Genomic DNA, 15,833 nt, shown 5'->3' on the forward strand with positions numbered 1-15,833 from the left:
GGAACCCCGTGCCCCAGCCCACCCGCTCGCTCCGCCTCGGCGTCGCCGGACCCGTCGGCACCGGCAAGAGCTCGCTCATCGCCCTGCTGTGCCGGGAACTGTCCGCCGACCTGCGCATCGGCGTCGTCACCAACGACATCTACACCGACGAGGACGCCAGGTTCCTGCGCTCGGCGGGCGTGCTGGACCCCCAGCGCATCCGGGCGGTGGAGACCGGCGCCTGCCCGCACACCGCCATCCGCGACGACGTCACCGCGAACCTGCTGGCGGTGGAGGACCTGGAGGCGGACTTCGACCCGCTGGACCTGGTGCTCGTGGAGTCCGGCGGCGACAACCTCACCGCCACGTTCTCCCCGGCCCTCGTCGACGCGCAGGTGTTCGTCCTCGACGTGGCCGGCGGCGGGGACGTGGCCCGCAAGGGCGGCCCCGGCATCGCCCGCGCCGACCTGCTGGTGCTGAACAAGACCGACCTGGCCCCGCACGTCGGCGTGGACGTGCCGCGCATGCTGTCCGACGCGCTCGCCGCCCGCGGGCACCGCGACGACCGCCCGGTGGTGGCGCTCTCGCGCACCGACCGCGCCTCGGTCGAGCAGCTCACCGCGTGGCTGCGCGGTGTCCTGGCGGAGTTCCGCGCCGGGCGGCACGAGCCGCGCGACCCGGGCCCGATGGCGCCGCACTCGCACGCGGACGGCACCGCGCACGCCCACCCGCACGAGCACGACGACGCGCACGAGCACGCGCCGGCGTGACGCGCGTCCACCTGCACCCGGGGGGCCGGCTCGACCTGGCCACCGGGGCCCTCGCCCCCCGTCTGCTGTCGCGCTCCCGGGGCGGTGCGCGGGTGGCGCTGGTGGGGGCCCGGGCGCTGCTGCTCGCCGGTGACGACGTCACCCTCGACGTCGTCGTCGGCGCCGGCTGCGCGCTGGAACTGGTGGAGGTCGCCGGCACGGTCGCCTTCGACCAGCGCGGCGGTGCGGCCGCGTCGTGGTGCGTGCGGGTGCGGCTCGACGAGGGCGCGCGCCTGACCTGGCAGGGCGAGCCGTTCGTCGTCGCGGACGGCGCCGCCGTCGAGCGGCGCACCGACGTGGACCTGGCCCGGGGCGCGGTGGCGCTGCTGCGCGAGACCCTCGTGCTGGGCCGCACGGGCGAGCGCGGCGGGGCCCTGCTGTCCCGCACCCGCGTGCACCTGGACGGTCGCCCCCTGCTGGCGGAGGACCTGGACCTGCGCGACGCGGCGCTGCGCGCCTCCCCGGCCGTCCTCGGCACCGCGCGGTGCCTGGACACCGTCGCGCTCCTGGGCGCCCGCCCGGCCGGTGGCGAACCGGACGCGCTGCACCTGGCCGGCCCGGGCGCGCTGGACCGCCGGCTGACCCTCGACGCCCACTCCAGCGACCTGGGCGCGGTGTGGCGGCGCAGGCTGGCGCTCCTGGAGCCGGCCGGTGCGCCCGCGGACCGGGCAGCGACGGTCGCCGCCGGGTGACCGGGCCCCCGAGCACCCCCTCCGGCGACCCCTGGGTAAGGTGAGGCAACCCTTGCTCCTGGGGTCGGTCGCCGTGCCCGGCCCGTGCCCGCAGAGCGAACCCGACGAACGCGATGGGCCGATCCGCACATGACACCGACCGTGCAACTGCCGCGACGACGCCTGCTGGGCATCGCCTGCCTCCTGGCCGCGGCACCACCCGGCCTCGCCGCCTGCAGCACCCCGGGCGCGAGCGCCGAGGGCGCCGCGACCAGCTCCGGGGCGACCTCGGCGTCCTCCACGACGGCACCCCCCACCGCGTGGGTCACCCCGCGCGAGCTGCCCGCGGGCTGGGGCAGCGGCGAGGACGACGGCGTCTTCCCGCGGACGGTCGTCCACGCCAGCGGTTCCACGACGATCGCGACGGAGCCGATCCGCGTGGCGGTCATCTCCACCGGCCAGATGGACGCGGCTCTGACGCTCGGCGTCGTCCCGGTCGGCTCCACGGCCGGCGACGGGGCCGACACGGTGCCCGCCTACCTGCTGACCGGGTTCGCCGACCGAGCCGCCCAGCTCGCCGCGGTCGCCGAGCTCGGCGACCGGAGCGAACCGAACCTCGAGGCCCTGGCCGCGCTCGCCCCGGACCTGATCCTCATGAACTCGGCCGCCAAGGACGTCACGGAGCTGTACGACACGATGTCCGCCATCGCGCCGACGGTCATCACCCGGGGCACCGGGCTGTACTGGAAGCAGGATTTCCAACTGCTGGCCGACGCGCTCGGTCGCCGCCAGCAGGCGCAGCAGTGGCTCGCCGACCACCACGAGCGGGCCGCCGAGCTCGGTGCCGGACTCAGCACGGTGCCGACCGTGTCGCTCCTGCGCAAGAACGGCGACCGGGTCCGGGTCTTCGGCGTGGCCTCCTTCAGCGGCTCGGTCGTCGAGGACGCCGGGCTGCTGCGGCCGCAGGCGCAGAGCTTCACCGACGAGACCTCCCGGGACATCAGCGCGGAGGAGCTCGACCTGGTCGAGGGGGACTGGCTCTTCCACGCGACCCAGGGGGGCGACGAGAGCGAGTTCACCTCCATGCCGTTGTGGCCCGCGCTGGACGTGGTGCGGACCGGGCACGCCGTCGAGGTCGACGACGACGTCTTCTACCTCAACACGGGCCCGACGGCAGCCCGGTCGATCCTGGAGCAGCTCGAGGGGACCCTGTCGGCGTGAGCACCGCCCCCTCCGCCCCGGTGGCACCCACCGAGCTGCCCCCGGGCTTCGGCGCCGACCGGGCCTCCTTCCCGCGCACGGTGACCCACTTCGGCGGGACCACCGAGCTCACCGCTCCCGTGGAGCGCTTCGCCGCGATCTCCACGGGGCAGTTCGACTCGGCGGTGAGCGTCGGACTCGTGCCGGTGGCCTCGACGCACAACGCCGACGGCGAGCTCGTCCCGGCCTACCTGCCGGACCCGGCTCGGTTCGCCGACGTCGTCGACCTGGGTCTGCGGACCGCGCCGGACCTGCAACGCGTCGAGCGCGCCCGTCCCGACCTGGTGTCGGCGACGTGGCGGGGCCGGGGACGGCTCCTGCTCCCCTCGCTGCGGTCGATCGCCCCCACGGTCCTCACCGAGGGCAAGGGGTTCCACTGGAAGCAGGACCACCTGCTCCTCGGCGCCGCCCTCGGCCGGGACGCGCAGGCCCGCGAGGTGCTCGCCCGCTACCGGGACCGGGTGCTCGGGCTGCGCGACCGGGTGGCCCCCGCGACGGTCGTCTCGGTGCTGCGGCGACGGCCCGACGGCCTGGAGGCGCACGGCCACTGGTCGTTCTGCGGCTCCGTCCTCACCGACCTCGGCCTGCGCCGCCCCGCGGCGCAGGACACGCCGACCAACGGCTTCCCCGTGGACGCGCTGGAGCCGCACCTGGCCGCCGACGTGGTGCTGTGCAGCCGGGTGCCCGCCTCCCCCGGCGTGCCGCCGGGGACCGTCGAGGTCGGTGGTTCCGCCTGGCACGGTCACGCGGGTCCGCTCGCGGCCCTGACCGTGCTCGACGACCTGGAGCGCGTCCTGCTCGGGTGAGCGCCGGCCACCCGGGTGCCGCGTCACCGCCCGGCAACCGGGCGGTGACGCGGGCGCGACGCGCCCACCCGTGCCCCGCTCCGCCGGGCCCGGGGATCCGCTACGCTCAGCACCACACCATCCAGAGTGGCCGAGAGACCTGGCTCGTCGACGCCACAGCAACCACCGCGCGAGCGGCAGGTGCTCCCGCCAGGGGCGATGGAGGATTCGCAGTGGACTGCTCGACCCCGCTCACCCGGCGCCACCACGTCGACCTCGGCCGGACGGCGTCGATGGCCTGTCGCACCGGCGCCTCGATGCGCCGGGGGACGCCGCGCACCGCCTGACGGTCGCGGCCTCCCCGGAAACCCCCTGCACGAGCGCGCCGTCCCGCGCGCACCCACCACGGACGTCGCCCCGTCCACGCACCCCGGAGCACACCCATGCCCCTGCCCCGCCGCACCCCGCTGTCCACCGGCGCCTCGCGCCTGCTCGCCTCCCGCCGCCGGGTGCTGTCGTCGGCGCTGGGCCTGGGCGCCCTGGCGGCGACGGGCTCGCTCGCGGCCTGCGGCAGCGACACCTCCGCCTCGGGGCTGGCCGCTCAGCCGGCGGTCGACCTGACGGGTGCCACGATCAAGCTGATGGTCAACCAGCCGCACGTGCTGGCCTTCACCGAACTGCTCGGACCGGCCTTCGAGCAGGAGTTCGGTGGCCGGCTGGAGGTCACGGCGGTCCCGTACGACCAGCTGACGAGCAAGCAGATCCTCGACGTCCAGGGCGGCGACGGTGAGTTCGACGTCTTCGACTACTTCTACTTCGGGCTCGGTGAGCTGGTGAACGCCGAAGCGCTGGTGGACCTGACCGACTGGATCGGCGCGAACGGCGACATCGGCACCGACGACTTCCTGCCCTCGGTCTACGACCCCTACACGCTGCTGGACGGCAAGCGGTACGGCCTGCCCTTCGACGGCGACACGCACGTCCTGTACTACAACGCCGAGGTCTTCGAGCGGTACGGCGTGGCACCGCCCACGACGTGGGACGAGTACGACGCGGCCGCCGCCAAGATCACCCGAGACTCCGGCGGGAGCGTCTACGGCGCGATCGTCGAGGCGCAGCAGGTGCCGATGATCCTGGGCTGCTCCTTCATCAACCGCCTGGCCGGCTACGGCGGGACGCTCGTGGACGCCGACGGGGCCCCGGCCTTCGCCGGCGAGGAGGGGCTGGCCGCGCTGCAGCACCTCATCACCGTGGCGCCCTCCGCGCTGCCCACCCCGCTGCAGACCGGTTTCGACCAGGCCAACTCGGCCTTCCTGGCCGGCAAGGGCGCCATGCTCGACACCTGGACCGACCTGGGCCTGAAGGCGCAGGACCCGGCCAGCTCGCAGATCGTCGACAAGTGGGGCGTGGTCACCCTGCCCGTCGGGGGGAGGAACACCACGCCGCGCACCGCGCTGGACTCCGGCTTCGGCCTGGGGGTCTCCAGCGCCTCCGGGCAGCAGGACAAGGCCGCGGCCTTCGTCAAGTGGGCGACCGACGAGGAGCGCAACTTCCTGCTGTCGTCGACCGCGGGCTCGGGCATCGACCCGGCCCGGACGAGCGTGCTGCGCTCCGAGGAGTACGCGGCAGCCGCCGGCGAGGCCACCGACGTCATCCGCGAGGGCCTGGAGGGCGAGCCGCTGGTCTGGCCCAAGCAGGCGGGGGCCCCGAAGGCGCTGCAGGACCTCGTCGACCAGCTCGCGCTGGCCATCCAGGGCGAGCGGGAGCCGCAGGCAGCCCTCGACGAGGCGGCGGAGAACTGGCAGCGGGAGCTCGGGTGACCCAGGTCGCCGAGGAGCGGCGGACGGTTCCGCGCCAGCCGGGCGCTCGCCGCGGCACCCGGCGGGTGGTGCCCGGCCGGCACCGCCCGGGGCACGTCTCGACGTGGCTGGCCGCACCGAGCCTGGCCGGGCTGGCGCTCATGCTGGTCTACCCGACGCTGTTCGTCGTGGCCCTGGCCTTCACCGAGTCGTCCCTGGCCAAACCCCTGCAGCGCTTCACCGGCACCGACAACCTCGTCGACGCCTGGGAGTCGCTGGCCTTCGCCGGATCGCTGGTCCGATCGGTGGTGTTCGCCGTCGCCGCCGCCCTGGCGGCCACCGCGCTGGGTGTTCTCCTGGCGCTGCTGCTGCACGCCCGCGGCACCCGCTTCGGCGTCGTCGGGACGATCCTGCTGCTGCCGCTGGTGACCCCGCCCGTCATGGTCGGGGTGGCCTGGAAGCTCATGCTGGCCCCGGTCGGCGGCGCCTTCGGCGGGTTGTTCTCCGCGGTGGGGTTCCCCGGCGCGAACCCGCTGGGCGACAGCGTCGGAGCTTTCGCTGCGCTGGTCGTCATGCACGTGTGGCAGTGGACGCCGTTGGTGACGTTGCTGGTGTTCGCCGCGCTGCTCGGGGTGCCCGAGGAACTGCGGGAGGCGGCGGCGCTGGACGGAGCCGGCCCGGTGCGCACCTTCACCTCGGTCGTGTGGCCCGTGGTGGCTCCCAACGTCCTCTCGGTCCTGCTGCTCGAACTGGTCATCGGGTTGAAGGTGTTCGACCTGGTGACGGTCGTGACCCAGGGCGGGCCGGGGGTCTCGACGATCGTCAGCAGCTTCGAGATCTTCCGGACCGGGATGCGCGGGAGCTACGAGATCGGCACCGCCGCCGCTGAGACGCTGGTCTTCGGTCTGCTCGTCGGGGTCGTGACCACCGTCGTCACCCTGCTGCGGGCCCGCGCCGTGAAGGCCGACCAGTGACCGCCGGGGCGCTGCGGCGCGGCGGTCTGCGCCTGGTGCTGGCGCTGACCGCGTTCGTCGCGCTGCTGCCGATGCTGTTCATGGTCTCGCTGTCGCTGCGCAGCGTCGACGACATCGCCGACGGCGGCTGGCTGCCCAGCACGTTCGTGTGGTCGAACTTCTCCGCGGCGTTCGACACCGTCCCGCTGGCGACGATGCTGACGAACTCGTGGGTCGTCGCGGTCGGCGCGACGGTGCTGACCTCCGTCGTCGCCGTCCCGGCGGCCTACGTCACCGCCCGGGCGGGGGCCCGCGGCGAGCGTCTGCAGACGCTGCTGCTGGCCAGCTACTGCGCTCCCCCCATCGTGGCCGTCCTCCCGCTGTACTACCTGCTCAAGCAGACGAACCTGACCAACTCCGCGCTCGGGCTGGTGCTGGTCAACGGCTTGGCGAACGTGCCGGTGGCGGTGTGGTTGCTCGACGGCTTCGTCCGCCGCATCCCCCTGGAGATCGAGGAGGCCGGGTGGGTGGACGGCCTGTCGACGTCCCAGGGCCTGCGACGCCTCGTGCTGCCGCTGCTGGCCCCGGGGCTGGTGGCCGCCCTGCTGATCTGCCTGTTCCTGTCCTACAACGAGTTCCTGTTCGCCGTGTCCTTCTCGCAGAGCACCTCCAGCCAGACCCTGCCGGTCGGGTTGTCGTTGTTCCAGGGCGACCGCACGGTGCAGTTCGGCCAGCAGGCCGCGGCCTCGCTCGTCGGGATCGTCCCGATGTACGTGCTCGCGGTGCTGGCCCAGAAGTGGCTGGTCGGCGGCCTGTCCGCCGGCGCCGTCAAGTGATCCGAAGCGACACCGGGAGACATCCGTGACCGAGAACCGCCGCGTCCACCTGAACGCCTTCGACATGACGTGCGTCGGCCACCAGTCCCCGGGGCTGTGGCGCCACCCCGACGACGAGTCGCACCGCTTCGACGACATCCGCTACTGGACCGAGCTGGCGAAGCTGCTCGAGCGCGGCAGGTTCGACTCGCTGTTCATCGCCGACGTCCTGGGGGTCTACGACGTCTACAAGGGCGGCCCGGAGACGGCGCTGCGCGAGTCGACCCAGGTCCCGGTCGGCGACCCCCTGCTCGCGGTGTCGGCCATGGGAGCGGTGACCGAGCACCTCGGGTTCGGGGTCACCGTGTCGCTGACCTACGAGCAGCCGTACTCCTTCGCGCGCACGATGGCGACGCTGGACCACTACACGAACGGCCGGGTCGGCTGGAACGTCGTCACCAGCTACCTGGAGTCCGCCGCGAAGAACCTCGGCCTGTCGACCCAGATCTCCCACGACGACCGCTACGAGCTCGGCGAGGAGTTCATGCAGGTCGTCTACAAGCTGTGGGAGGGCTCCTGGGAGGACGACGCCGTCGTCCGCGACGCCGAGGCCGGGGTGTTCACCGACCCGGCGAAGGTGCACCCGATCGAGCACCACGGCCGGTTCTTCGACGTGCCGGGCATCGGGCTGACCGCCCCCTCGCCGCAGCGCACGCCGGTGATCTTCCAGGCGGGGGCCTCGCCCCGCGGCATCGCCTTCGCCGCCCGGCACGGCGAGGCGGTCTTCAACACCGCGACCCGCCCCGAGGTCATGCGCCCGTGGGTGGACCGGCTGCGCGCGCAGGCCGCGCAGGCGGGCCGCGACCCGCGCAGCGTCAAGGTGTTCACGCTGGTCACGATCATCACCGCGCCCACCGACGAGGAGGCGCGGGCGAAGTACGAGGACTACGCGCAGTACGTCAGCTACGACGGCGCACTGAACCTCTACGGCGGCTGGAGCGGGCTGGACCTGTCCAGCTACCCGCCGGACGAGCCGCTGGAGTACGCCGAGACCGAGGCCGTGCGCAGCGCCGTCGAGGCGTTCTCCACCGCCGACCCCGACCGGAAGTGGACCCCGCGCGACATCGCGAACTGGGTCGGCATCGGCGGCATGGGAGCGGTGATCGTCGGCTCGCCCACCACCGTCGCCGACGAGCTGCAGCGCTGGATGGAGGTCGGCGACGTCGACGGCTTCAACTGCGCCTACGCCATCACCCCGGGCACCTTCGAGGACGTCGTCGAGCTCGTCGTCCCCGAGCTGCAGCGGCGCGGGGTCTACCCCACCGACTACGAGGGCGAGACGCTGCGCGAGACGATCTACGGCAAGGGGCAGGTCCGCGTGCGCGACGACCACCCGGCCGCGGCGTTCCGGGCCGGGGGTGCCCGGTGAGCGCGCACGTGATCGCCGACGCCGCCGAGGCGCTGGCGCTGGCGAGGGAGTTCGGCGCCGAGCTCGCGAAGGGCGACGCCGAGCGCGACGCCGAGCGGCGGTTGCCGCACGACGAGGTCGCCGCGCTCGCGCGCTCGGGTCTGCTGGGCCTGACCGTCCCGCGGTCCTTCGGCGGGGCCGGGCTGGGGGCGCGCGACCTCGGCGAGGTGTTCGTCGAGCTGGCCGAGGGCGACTCCAGCGTCGGGCAGATCCCGCAGAACCACTACTTCTTCGTCGACGTCGTCCACCACGTGGGCACCCCGGAGCAGCAGCGGTTCTTCTACTCGGAGGTGCTCGCCGGCCGCCACTTCGCGAACGCCCTGTCCGAGCGCGGGTCGAAGACGGCCTGGGAGTACGACATCCGCTTCGAGCGGCAGCCCGACGGGCGCTACCTCGTCGACGGGGTCAAGCACTACGGCACGGGCACCCCGTTCGCGCCGTGGATCCCGATCTACGCCACCGACCGCAGCGACGACCCGGCCGGCAGGCTGGTGGCCGCCTGGGTCGAGGCGTCGCACCCGGGCGTCACCGTCGAGGACGACTGGATCGGCATGGGCCAGCGCACCACCGGCTCGGGCACCGTCCGCTTCGAGCAGGTGCTCGTCGACGCCGACCGGGTGCTGCCCGCGGGCCGCATCTTCGAGCAGCCGGAGACGTTCGGCGCGTTCGGCAACTTCCTGCACGCCGCGATCGACGTCGGCATCGCCCGGGCGGCCCTGCGCGACGCCCGCCACCTCGTGCGCACCGTCGCCCGGCCGTGGCCGGAGTTCGGCGCCCCGAGCGCGGCCGAGGACCCCCTGGTCCTCCAGGAGTTCGGAGACCTCGTGCTGCGCACCCGGGCGGCGCACGCCCTGCTGCGCGAGGCGGGTTCGGCCATCGACGCCGCGCGCGCGGACCTCACCGAGGAGTCGGCCGGGGAGGCGTCGCTGGCCGTCGCCGCGGCCAGGGCCGCCGCCGACACGGCGGCGGTCTCGGTCTCCTCCGACGTGTTCGCCCTCGTCGGCACGCGGTCGGCGGGCAGGCCGCTGAACCTGGACCGGCACTGGCGCAACGCGCGCACCCACACCCTGCACGACCCCCGCCGGTCGAAGCTGCAGCACCTCGGCCGGCACGCCCTGCTCGACGTCTTCCCGCCCGCGAACGGGTGGGTGTGAGGAGAACCGTGTCCCCCACCGCCGCACAGGTCGTCGACGCCGCCCGCGACGTCGCCGATCAGCTCGCCCTGGACGCGCTCGAGCGCGACCGGGCCAACGCCGAGCCGTTCACCGAGGCCGAACTGCTGCGCAAGGCCGGGCTGCCGAGCATCCTGCTGCCCACCGCGATCGGCGGCGCGGGGCTGCCGTGGTCGGTCGCGCTCGAGGTGGTGCGCGAGATCGCCCGCACCGACGGGTCGATCGCGCAGCTGGTGGCGTACCACTACGTCAACGCCCACAACCTCGTGTGGGTGGCCGACGACGCGGGCCGGCAGCGCTGGGGCGTCCCCTCGGTCGAGCAGCAGTGGCTGTGGGGCGATTCGGTCAACCCCGTCGACCCGGACCTGCGGCTCACCCGCGACGGGTCGGACTGGATCCTCAGCGGCACGAAGAACTTCTCGACCGGTGCCAGCGTGGGGGACGTCACCGTCGTCGGCGGGCTCACCGACGACGGGCAGGACCTGCTGGTCGTCGTCCCCCGCGAGACGCCCGGGTTCGTCAAGGGCGGCGACTGGGACAACCTCGGCCAGCGGCTGTCCGCCTCGGGGTCGGTGCGCTTCGAGGACGTCCGGATCACCCCCGACGCCGTCCTCGGGTCGGCGTCGGAGAGCGGCGCGTTCGGATCGCTCGTGACACCGGCGATCCAGGCGGCGTTCGGCCACTTCTACCTCGGCGTCACCCGCGGTGCGCTCGAGACGGCCGCGGAGTACACCCGCACGACGTCGCGGCCCTGGCTGCTGTCCGACGTCGAGCGTGCCGTCGAGGACCCGTACGTGCTCGCGACCTACGGCCGGCTCGTCGCCCGGTTGCGCGCCGCCGAGGCGCTGGGCCGCAGCGTCGGGGAGTCGCTGTCGCAGGCCCACGAGCGCGGTGCCGACCTGACCTGGGCGGAACGGGGCGAGGTCGCCGAGGAGATCGCCGCGCTGAAGGTGGTGTCCTCGGACCTGGCGGTCGAGGCGACGTCGGCGATCTTCGAGGTCACCGGAGCCCGCGCCTCGAGCAACCGGTACGGCTTCGACAGGTTCTGGCGCAACGTCCGCACGCACACGCTGCACGACCCGGTGCAGTACAAGGCGCGCGAGGTGGGGAACCACTTCCTCACGGGCGCCCACCCGGCGTTCACGCTCTACACCTGATCCGGTCACCGCCACCGCCACCACGCGCCTGTGCGCGCGGGGGGCGCGGGTGCGTGCGAGGCTGCGGCGGTGGCCGGGGACGCCGAGCGGCAGCTCGACCGCGCCGACCGCCTGCAGCGGGCGGTGGCGCGCGACGGCCCCGCGTGCGTGTGGTGCGGGCGGGAGCTGACCGGCCTGGTGCGCCCGACCACCGACCACCTGGTGCCGCGGGTCAAGGGCGGGCCGTCGTGGCTGGAGAACGAGGTCGCGGCGTGCCGGCGCTGCAACGGCGAGCGCGGGCACGCCTCTCCGGTGGACTGGCTGCTGGAGTGCCGCGGGCGCGGTTGGCCGGCCGACCCGGCGTGGCTGCGCCGGCGGCTGGAGGAGCTGGACGCGGCCGTCACCGCCCGCGGCGGTCAGCGCCGCGCCCGACCCTACGTGCAGGCGCAGCTGCGCCGGGTGCGCCGCCTGACCGGGACGGCTTGAGCGACGCACCCGGTGGCGGTCAGCGCAGGAACCACTCCCCCGGCTCGGCGAGGCGGTCCACGTCGTCCGGGCCCCAGGTGCCCGCGGCGTACGGCAGCACCGCGGGGCGCTCGTCCGAGAACCGCTCGATCGCCCGCCACGCCGCGCGCAGGCCGTCGACGCCGGTGAACAGCGAGCGGTCACCGGTCAGGACATGGTCGATGAGGTGCGCGTACGGCAGCGCCGGTTCCGTGCCCTCGAAGCGGTCCAGGGGCAGGCTCGCGGTGCCCTGCACCGTGCCTCCGGCCACACCCGGACGGCGGACCGCCACCCGCACGTCCAGGGAGCCGCCCTCCAGCAGCGAGAAGCTCACCACCGCCGGCTGGCCGCCCGGTGCCTCACCGGCGTAGGCGCCCTCGGCCGGGGGCCTGAGCACCAGGGTGATGCGCTGCTCGTCGGCGGCCATCTTCTTGCCGCTGCGCAGCAGGAACGGCACGCCCCGCCACCGCTCGTCGTCGACCCACAGCCGCGCGGCGGCCAGGGTGTCGGTGGTGGAGTCGTCGGCGACGCCGTCGATGTCCGTGTAGCCCTCGAACTGCCCGAGCGCCACCTCGGCCGGGTCCAGCTCGCGGAAGCGCTGCAGCGCAGCGTCCCTGGCTGCCTGCACGGTCTCGGGGCGCAGGTCGGCGGGCGGTTCCATCGCCACGGTCGCGGCGAGCTGGAACAGGTGGGTGACGATCATGTCGAGGAAGGCGCCGGTGGCGTCGTAGAAGTCGGCGCGCTGGGCGACGTCGAGGGTCTCGGCGATGTCGATCTGCACCTGGGCGACGTGCTCGCGGTTCCAGATCCCCGCCAGCCACGGGTTCGCCAGGCGGGCGTGGATGAGGTCCTGGGCGGCCTCGAACGCCAGGAAGTGGTCGATGCGGAAGACCTGCTCCTCGGCGAAGACGCGCTGCACCTCCGCGTCGAGCTCCTCGAAGCTGGCCAGCGACGTGCCGTACGGCTTCTCGTAGACGACGCGGGCGCCGGCGGCCAGGCCGTGCGCGTCGAACGCCTTCGTGACGTCGAGGAACGCGCCCGGCGGGATCGCCAGGTAGTGCACGAGCTGCACCTCGCCCTCGGCGCCGTCCCCGCTCGCGCCGAGCTGCTCGCGCGCCTCGGCCAGCACGTCGAGCAGGGTGCCGGGGTCGTCGGCGCCGAAGCCGCCGCTGGCGAAGAGCAGGTGCTCGGCGAAGTCGTCCCACGGCCCCTCGGAGGGCTGCGGGCCGAACTCCTCCAGCGCCTCCCTGACGTACTGCCGGAACTCGTCGTGGCTCATCTCGCCACGGCTGCTGCCCACGATCCGCCACTGCTCGGGCAGCCGCCCGAGGGTGGCGAGCTGGAAGAACGCGGGCATCACCAGCCGGCGCGACAGGTCGCCCGTCGCCCCGAACATGACGAACACCGTGGGCTTCCCGCCGCTCTGGGGCTGCTGCTGGGACTGCGCTGTCTCGGTCACGGGGCAGACGCTATTGCCTCCGGCGGCCGGGCGCCGGGTAGGGTGCGGTTCGTGACCACCACGACGGCCTCCGTGCGCCCGGGCTCCCGCCCGCGCGTGCTGAGCGGTGCGTGGTGGTGGGTGTCGGCGGTCGCCTGACGCTCCCACGTCCCGGTGGCCGCCTCGTCGAGGAGGCCCACCACCCGGGACGGTCCCCTCGACGGCCGGCCGCGCCAGCCCCACCGAGGAGGAACCCCCCGTGCCGCACCCCGACCCCGCCGCGCTCGTCGACGAGCTGCTGCGCGGCGACGCGCCGTTCGCGCTGCTGCGCCGCCTGGACCCCCGCACCGGCGAGCCCGGACCCGTGGAGGTGCTGCGCGGACCCGTGAGCACCGTCGAGCACCTCGCGGACGTGCCGCTGCCCACCGGCGCACCCGGGGCCCCCGTCGCCGACGCGCTGGCGCTGGTGCCGTTCCGGCAGCTGCGCGAGCGCGGCTTCGACGTCCACGACGACGGCACGCCCCTGCGGGTGCTGCGCGTGGAGCACGCCGAGGAGCTGGCCCTGGAGGACGCGCTGCGCGTGCTGCCGGACGCGGAGGTGCCGCTGCGCGACGTCGCCCCCGACCTGTCCGACGACGACTACGCCGACGTGGTGCGCCGCATCATCGACGACGAGATCGCCCAGGGCTCGGGGGCGAACTTCGTCATCCGCCGCGACGTGGACGGCGTGGTCGACGGTTTCACCGCGACCACCGCGCTGAGCCTGTTCCGCCGCCTGCTGGTGGCCGAGCAGGGCGCGTACTGGACCTTCGTGGTGCACGTGCCCGGCGACGACGGCACCGGGGGCGGGACCTCCCGCACCCTCGTCGGCGCGAGCCCGGAGGTGCACGTGCGCATGGCGCGCGGCGAGGTCGTCATGAACCCCATCTCCGGCACCTACCGCTACCCCGCGACCGGCCCGGACGCCGACGGCCTGGTGGAGTTCCTCGCCGACCCCAAGGAGGTCGAGGAGCTGTTCATGGTGGTCGACGAGGAGCTGAAGATGATGTGCTCCGTCGGCGACCTGGGCGGCACCGTGCACGGGCCGTACCTGCGGGAGATGGCGAACCTGGCGCACACCGAGTTCGAGCTGCGCGGGCGCTCCACCCTGGACGCGCGGGAGGTGCTGCGGCAGACCATGTTCGCCGCCACCGTGACCGGCAGCCCGCTGCAGAGCGCGTGCCGGGTCATCAAGCGGTTCGAGCCGTCCGGGCGCGCCTACTACGCCGGGGCGCTGGCGCTGCTGGGCCGCGACGGCGACGGCGCGCAGACGCTGGACTCCCCCATCCTCATCCGCACCGCGGACGTGCGCACCGGCGCGGACGGCACCGGACGGGTGCGGGTGTCGGTGGGCGCGACCCTGGTGCGCGGCTCCACCCCGGAGGGCGAGGTCGCCGAGACGCACGCGAAGTCGGCCGGCGTGCTGCGCGCCCTGGGGGCCCTGCCGCCGCTGCCGCGCCGCGACGACGCCGGGGCGGGTGCGCCGGCGCGCCGGGTGCCGCTGGTGGCCGACCCGCGCGTGGCGACCCTGCTGGCCTCCCGCCGCGACCGGCTGGCGCGGTTCTGGCTGGAACCGCAGCGGCAGCCGCAGGGCGCGCCGCTGGGCGAGGCGCTCGTGGTGGACGCCGAGGACACGTTCACCTCGATGCTGGTGCACCTGCTGGCCTCGGCGGGCCTGCGGGCGCGGGTGCTGCGGTACGACGACCCGGGCCTGGACACCGCGCTGGACGCGCACCGCGGCCTGGTCGTGCTCGGCCCCGGCCCCGGCGACCCGGAGGACTCCGCCGACCCCCGCATCGCCCGGCTGCAGGAGCTGGCCGGCGCCCTGAGCGCCTCGGCGCGCGACGGCGGCAACCCGCTGCTGGGGGTGTGCCTGGGCCACCAACTGCTCGCCGGCACGCTGGGCCTGCCGCTGCGCCGCAAGGACGCCCCGCACCAGGGCACCCAGCTGGAGGTGGACCTGTTCGGCCGGCGCGCCACCGTGGGCTTCTACAACTCCTTCACCGCGCGCGTGGACGGGGCGGCCGCGGCCCGCCTGGCCGCGCAGGGCACCGAGGTGTCCACCGGCCCCGCCGACGAGGTGGTGGCGCTGCGCGGTGAGGGCTTCGCGGGCATCCAGTTCCACCCCGAGTCCGTGCTGACGCTCGAGGGCCCGGACCTGCTGCGCTCGGTGGTGCGACCGCTCGTCGGCGGCTGACCGGGCCCGGCCGGCGTCCACGTCGCTCCCGGCGCGCCTCCCCGCCCCGGCACCGCGCTCCCGGCACCGTGGTCGTGCACCCCCGGGGGCGGCCCGGGGGGCGAGACGCGCCAGGCGTGAGGTGCGCCACGCGTGAGGGGAGCGACGTGGACGACTGCTGGCACACCTTCAGCCCCCACGACCGGCGGCGGGCCACCACCACGGACACCGCCCGCCCGGGCGCGCAGGTGCTCTCCGCCTGCCTGGACTGCGGGCGCGTCGTGGACCTGCTGAGCCCGCTGCCCAGCCCGCAGGGCACCGCGCTGTTCGACCTGGCCGAGCCACCCCGCTGAGACCTCCCGAGGGCGGCGCCGGTGCAGGACCCCGGACACGACGAAGGCCCGGACCGTGTGGTCCGGGCCTTCGTCTTCTGCGTAGCGGGGACAGGATTTGAACCTGCGACCTCTGGGTTATGAGCCCAGCGAGCTACCGAGCTGCTCCACCCCGCGTCGGTGTGAGACCAGGTTACGACACCTCGACCGTCACACCAAATCGGGGTGACGAGCCGGGTGCGGGACCGTGAGCGGGAACGACGAAGGCCCGGACCGTGCGGTCCGGGCCTTCGTCTCTCACGAGTAGCGGGGACAGGATTTGAACCTGCGACCTCTGGGTTATGAGCCCAGCGAGCTACCGAGCTGCTCCACCCCGCGTCGGTGAGACCAGGTTACGACACCGCGCACGAGACGCCAAATCGCGGTGGGGGGGGGGGGGGGGGGGGGGGGGGGGGGGGGGGGGGGGGGGGGGGGGGGGGGGGGGGGGGGGGGGGGGG

Annotated in this window: 14 protein-coding genes, 2 tRNA genes and 1 riboswitch; of the genes, 13 read left to right on the forward strand and 3 right to left on the reverse strand. The window is 74.5% G+C overall.

Annotated elements, in window-relative coordinates:
* Positions 1–8 precede the first annotated feature (8 nt).
* The 11 genes from ureG to ACRYM0_RS04685 all read left to right on the forward strand — a co-directional run bounded on the left by ureG (position 9) and on the right by ACRYM0_RS04685 (position 11,333).
* Positions 9–749: an urease accessory protein UreG gene (gene ureG, locus ACRYM0_RS04635; RefSeq protein WP_432502536.1), complete on the forward strand. Its 741-nt coding sequence runs from the start codon at positions 9–11 to the stop codon at positions 747–749.
* Complete coding sequence (locus tag ACRYM0_RS04640; protein ID WP_432502538.1) at positions 746–1,480, forward strand: urease accessory protein UreD; 735 nt, start codon at positions 746–748, stop codon at positions 1,478–1,480. The genes ureG and ACRYM0_RS04640 overlap by 4 nt, the downstream gene beginning before the upstream one ends.
* A gap of 129 nt (positions 1,481–1,609) precedes the next feature.
* On the forward strand, positions 1,610–2,680 hold the full coding sequence (locus ACRYM0_RS04645) for an ABC transporter substrate-binding protein (RefSeq protein ID WP_432502540.1): 1,071 nt from the start codon (positions 1,610–1,612) through the stop codon (positions 2,678–2,680).
* A complete protein-coding gene (locus tag ACRYM0_RS04650; RefSeq protein WP_432502542.1) occupies positions 2,677–3,525 on the forward strand; it encodes an ABC transporter substrate-binding protein in 849 nt (282 codons plus the stop codon). The genes ACRYM0_RS04645 and ACRYM0_RS04650 overlap by 4 nt, the downstream gene beginning before the upstream one ends.
* Positions 3,526–3,639: 114 nt before the next feature.
* Positions 3,640–3,730, forward strand: a riboswitch (SAM riboswitch).
* A gap of 217 nt (positions 3,731–3,947) precedes the next feature.
* Positions 3,948–5,324 (forward strand): ABC transporter substrate-binding protein, encoded by a 1,377-nt coding sequence (locus tag ACRYM0_RS04655; protein ID WP_432502544.1) that lies wholly within the window; start codon positions 3,948–3,950, stop codon positions 5,322–5,324.
* The gene (locus tag ACRYM0_RS04660; protein ID WP_432502546.1) at positions 5,321–6,277 is read left to right on the forward strand and encodes a carbohydrate ABC transporter permease; all 957 of its coding nucleotides are present in this window, start codon (positions 5,321–5,323) and stop codon (positions 6,275–6,277) included. Before ACRYM0_RS04655 ends, ACRYM0_RS04660 begins: the two co-directional genes overlap by 4 nt.
* Positions 6,274–7,092 carry a carbohydrate ABC transporter permease gene (locus ACRYM0_RS04665; protein ID WP_432502548.1) on the forward strand — a complete coding sequence of 273 codons (819 nt, stop codon included), beginning with the start codon at positions 6,274–6,276 and terminating at the stop codon, positions 7,090–7,092. The genes ACRYM0_RS04660 and ACRYM0_RS04665 overlap by 4 nt, the downstream gene beginning before the upstream one ends.
* A 25-nt stretch (positions 7,093–7,117) precedes the next feature.
* The gene (locus tag ACRYM0_RS04670; protein WP_432502550.1) at positions 7,118–8,500 is read left to right on the forward strand and encodes an LLM class flavin-dependent oxidoreductase; all 1,383 of its coding nucleotides are present in this window, start codon (positions 7,118–7,120) and stop codon (positions 8,498–8,500) included.
* On the forward strand, positions 8,497–9,693 hold the full coding sequence (locus tag ACRYM0_RS04675; protein ID WP_432502552.1) for an SfnB family sulfur acquisition oxidoreductase: 1,197 nt from the start codon (positions 8,497–8,499) through the stop codon (positions 9,691–9,693). Before ACRYM0_RS04670 ends, ACRYM0_RS04675 begins: the two co-directional genes overlap by 4 nt.
* Before the next feature lie 8 nt (positions 9,694–9,701).
* Entirely contained in the window at positions 9,702–10,868 is a 1,167-nt protein-coding gene (locus tag ACRYM0_RS04680) for an acyl-CoA dehydrogenase family protein (RefSeq protein ID WP_432502554.1), read from the forward strand.
* 69 nt (positions 10,869–10,937) lie between these two features.
* A complete protein-coding gene (locus tag ACRYM0_RS04685; RefSeq protein WP_432502555.1) occupies positions 10,938–11,333 on the forward strand; it encodes an HNH endonuclease in 396 nt (131 codons plus the stop codon).
* A gap of 19 nt (positions 11,334–11,352) precedes the next feature.
* Here ACRYM0_RS04685 and ACRYM0_RS04690 read toward each other — a convergent pair whose 3' ends face one another.
* Entirely contained in the window at positions 11,353–12,810 is a 1,458-nt protein-coding gene (locus ACRYM0_RS04690) for a glucose-6-phosphate dehydrogenase (protein ID WP_432502557.1), read from the reverse strand.
* A 238-nt stretch (positions 12,811–13,048) separates the two neighbouring features.
* Between ACRYM0_RS04690 and ACRYM0_RS04695 the strand changes: the two genes are divergently transcribed.
* Both ACRYM0_RS04695 and ACRYM0_RS04700 read left to right on the forward strand, forming a co-directional pair.
* Positions 13,049–15,025, forward strand: coding sequence for an anthranilate synthase family protein (locus ACRYM0_RS04695; RefSeq protein ID WP_432502559.1), 1,977 nt, complete (start codon positions 13,049–13,051; stop codon positions 15,023–15,025).
* A 146-nt stretch (positions 15,026–15,171) separates the two neighbouring features.
* Positions 15,172–15,357: a hypothetical protein gene (locus ACRYM0_RS04700; RefSeq protein WP_432502561.1), complete on the forward strand. Its 186-nt coding sequence runs from the start codon at positions 15,172–15,174 to the stop codon at positions 15,355–15,357.
* A gap of 82 nt (positions 15,358–15,439) precedes the next feature.
* On the opposite strand, the gene ACRYM0_RS04705 is transcribed toward ACRYM0_RS04700, so the two are convergent.
* Positions 15,440–15,513: transfer RNA gene (locus ACRYM0_RS04705), tRNA-Met, on the reverse strand.
* A 127-nt stretch (positions 15,514–15,640) separates the two neighbouring features.
* A tRNA-Met gene (locus ACRYM0_RS04710) sits at positions 15,641–15,714 on the reverse strand.
* Positions 15,715–15,833 lie beyond the last annotated feature (119 nt).

This window comes from Kineococcus arenarius subsp. arenarius (genome assembly GCF_050871845.1).
Lineage (GTDB): Bacteria > Actinomycetota > Actinomycetes > Actinomycetales > Kineococcaceae > Kineococcus.

Excerpts from the sequence above, each read along its gene's own strand:
- ACRYM0_RS04645 (WP_432502540.1), top strand. The coding sequence starts at position 1,610 with ATGACACCGACCGTGCAACTGCCGCGACGACGCCTGCTGGGCATCGCC.
- ACRYM0_RS04655 (WP_432502544.1), top strand. The coding sequence starts at position 3,948 with ATGCCCCTGCCCCGCCGCACCCCGCTGTCCACCGGCGCCTCGCGCCTG.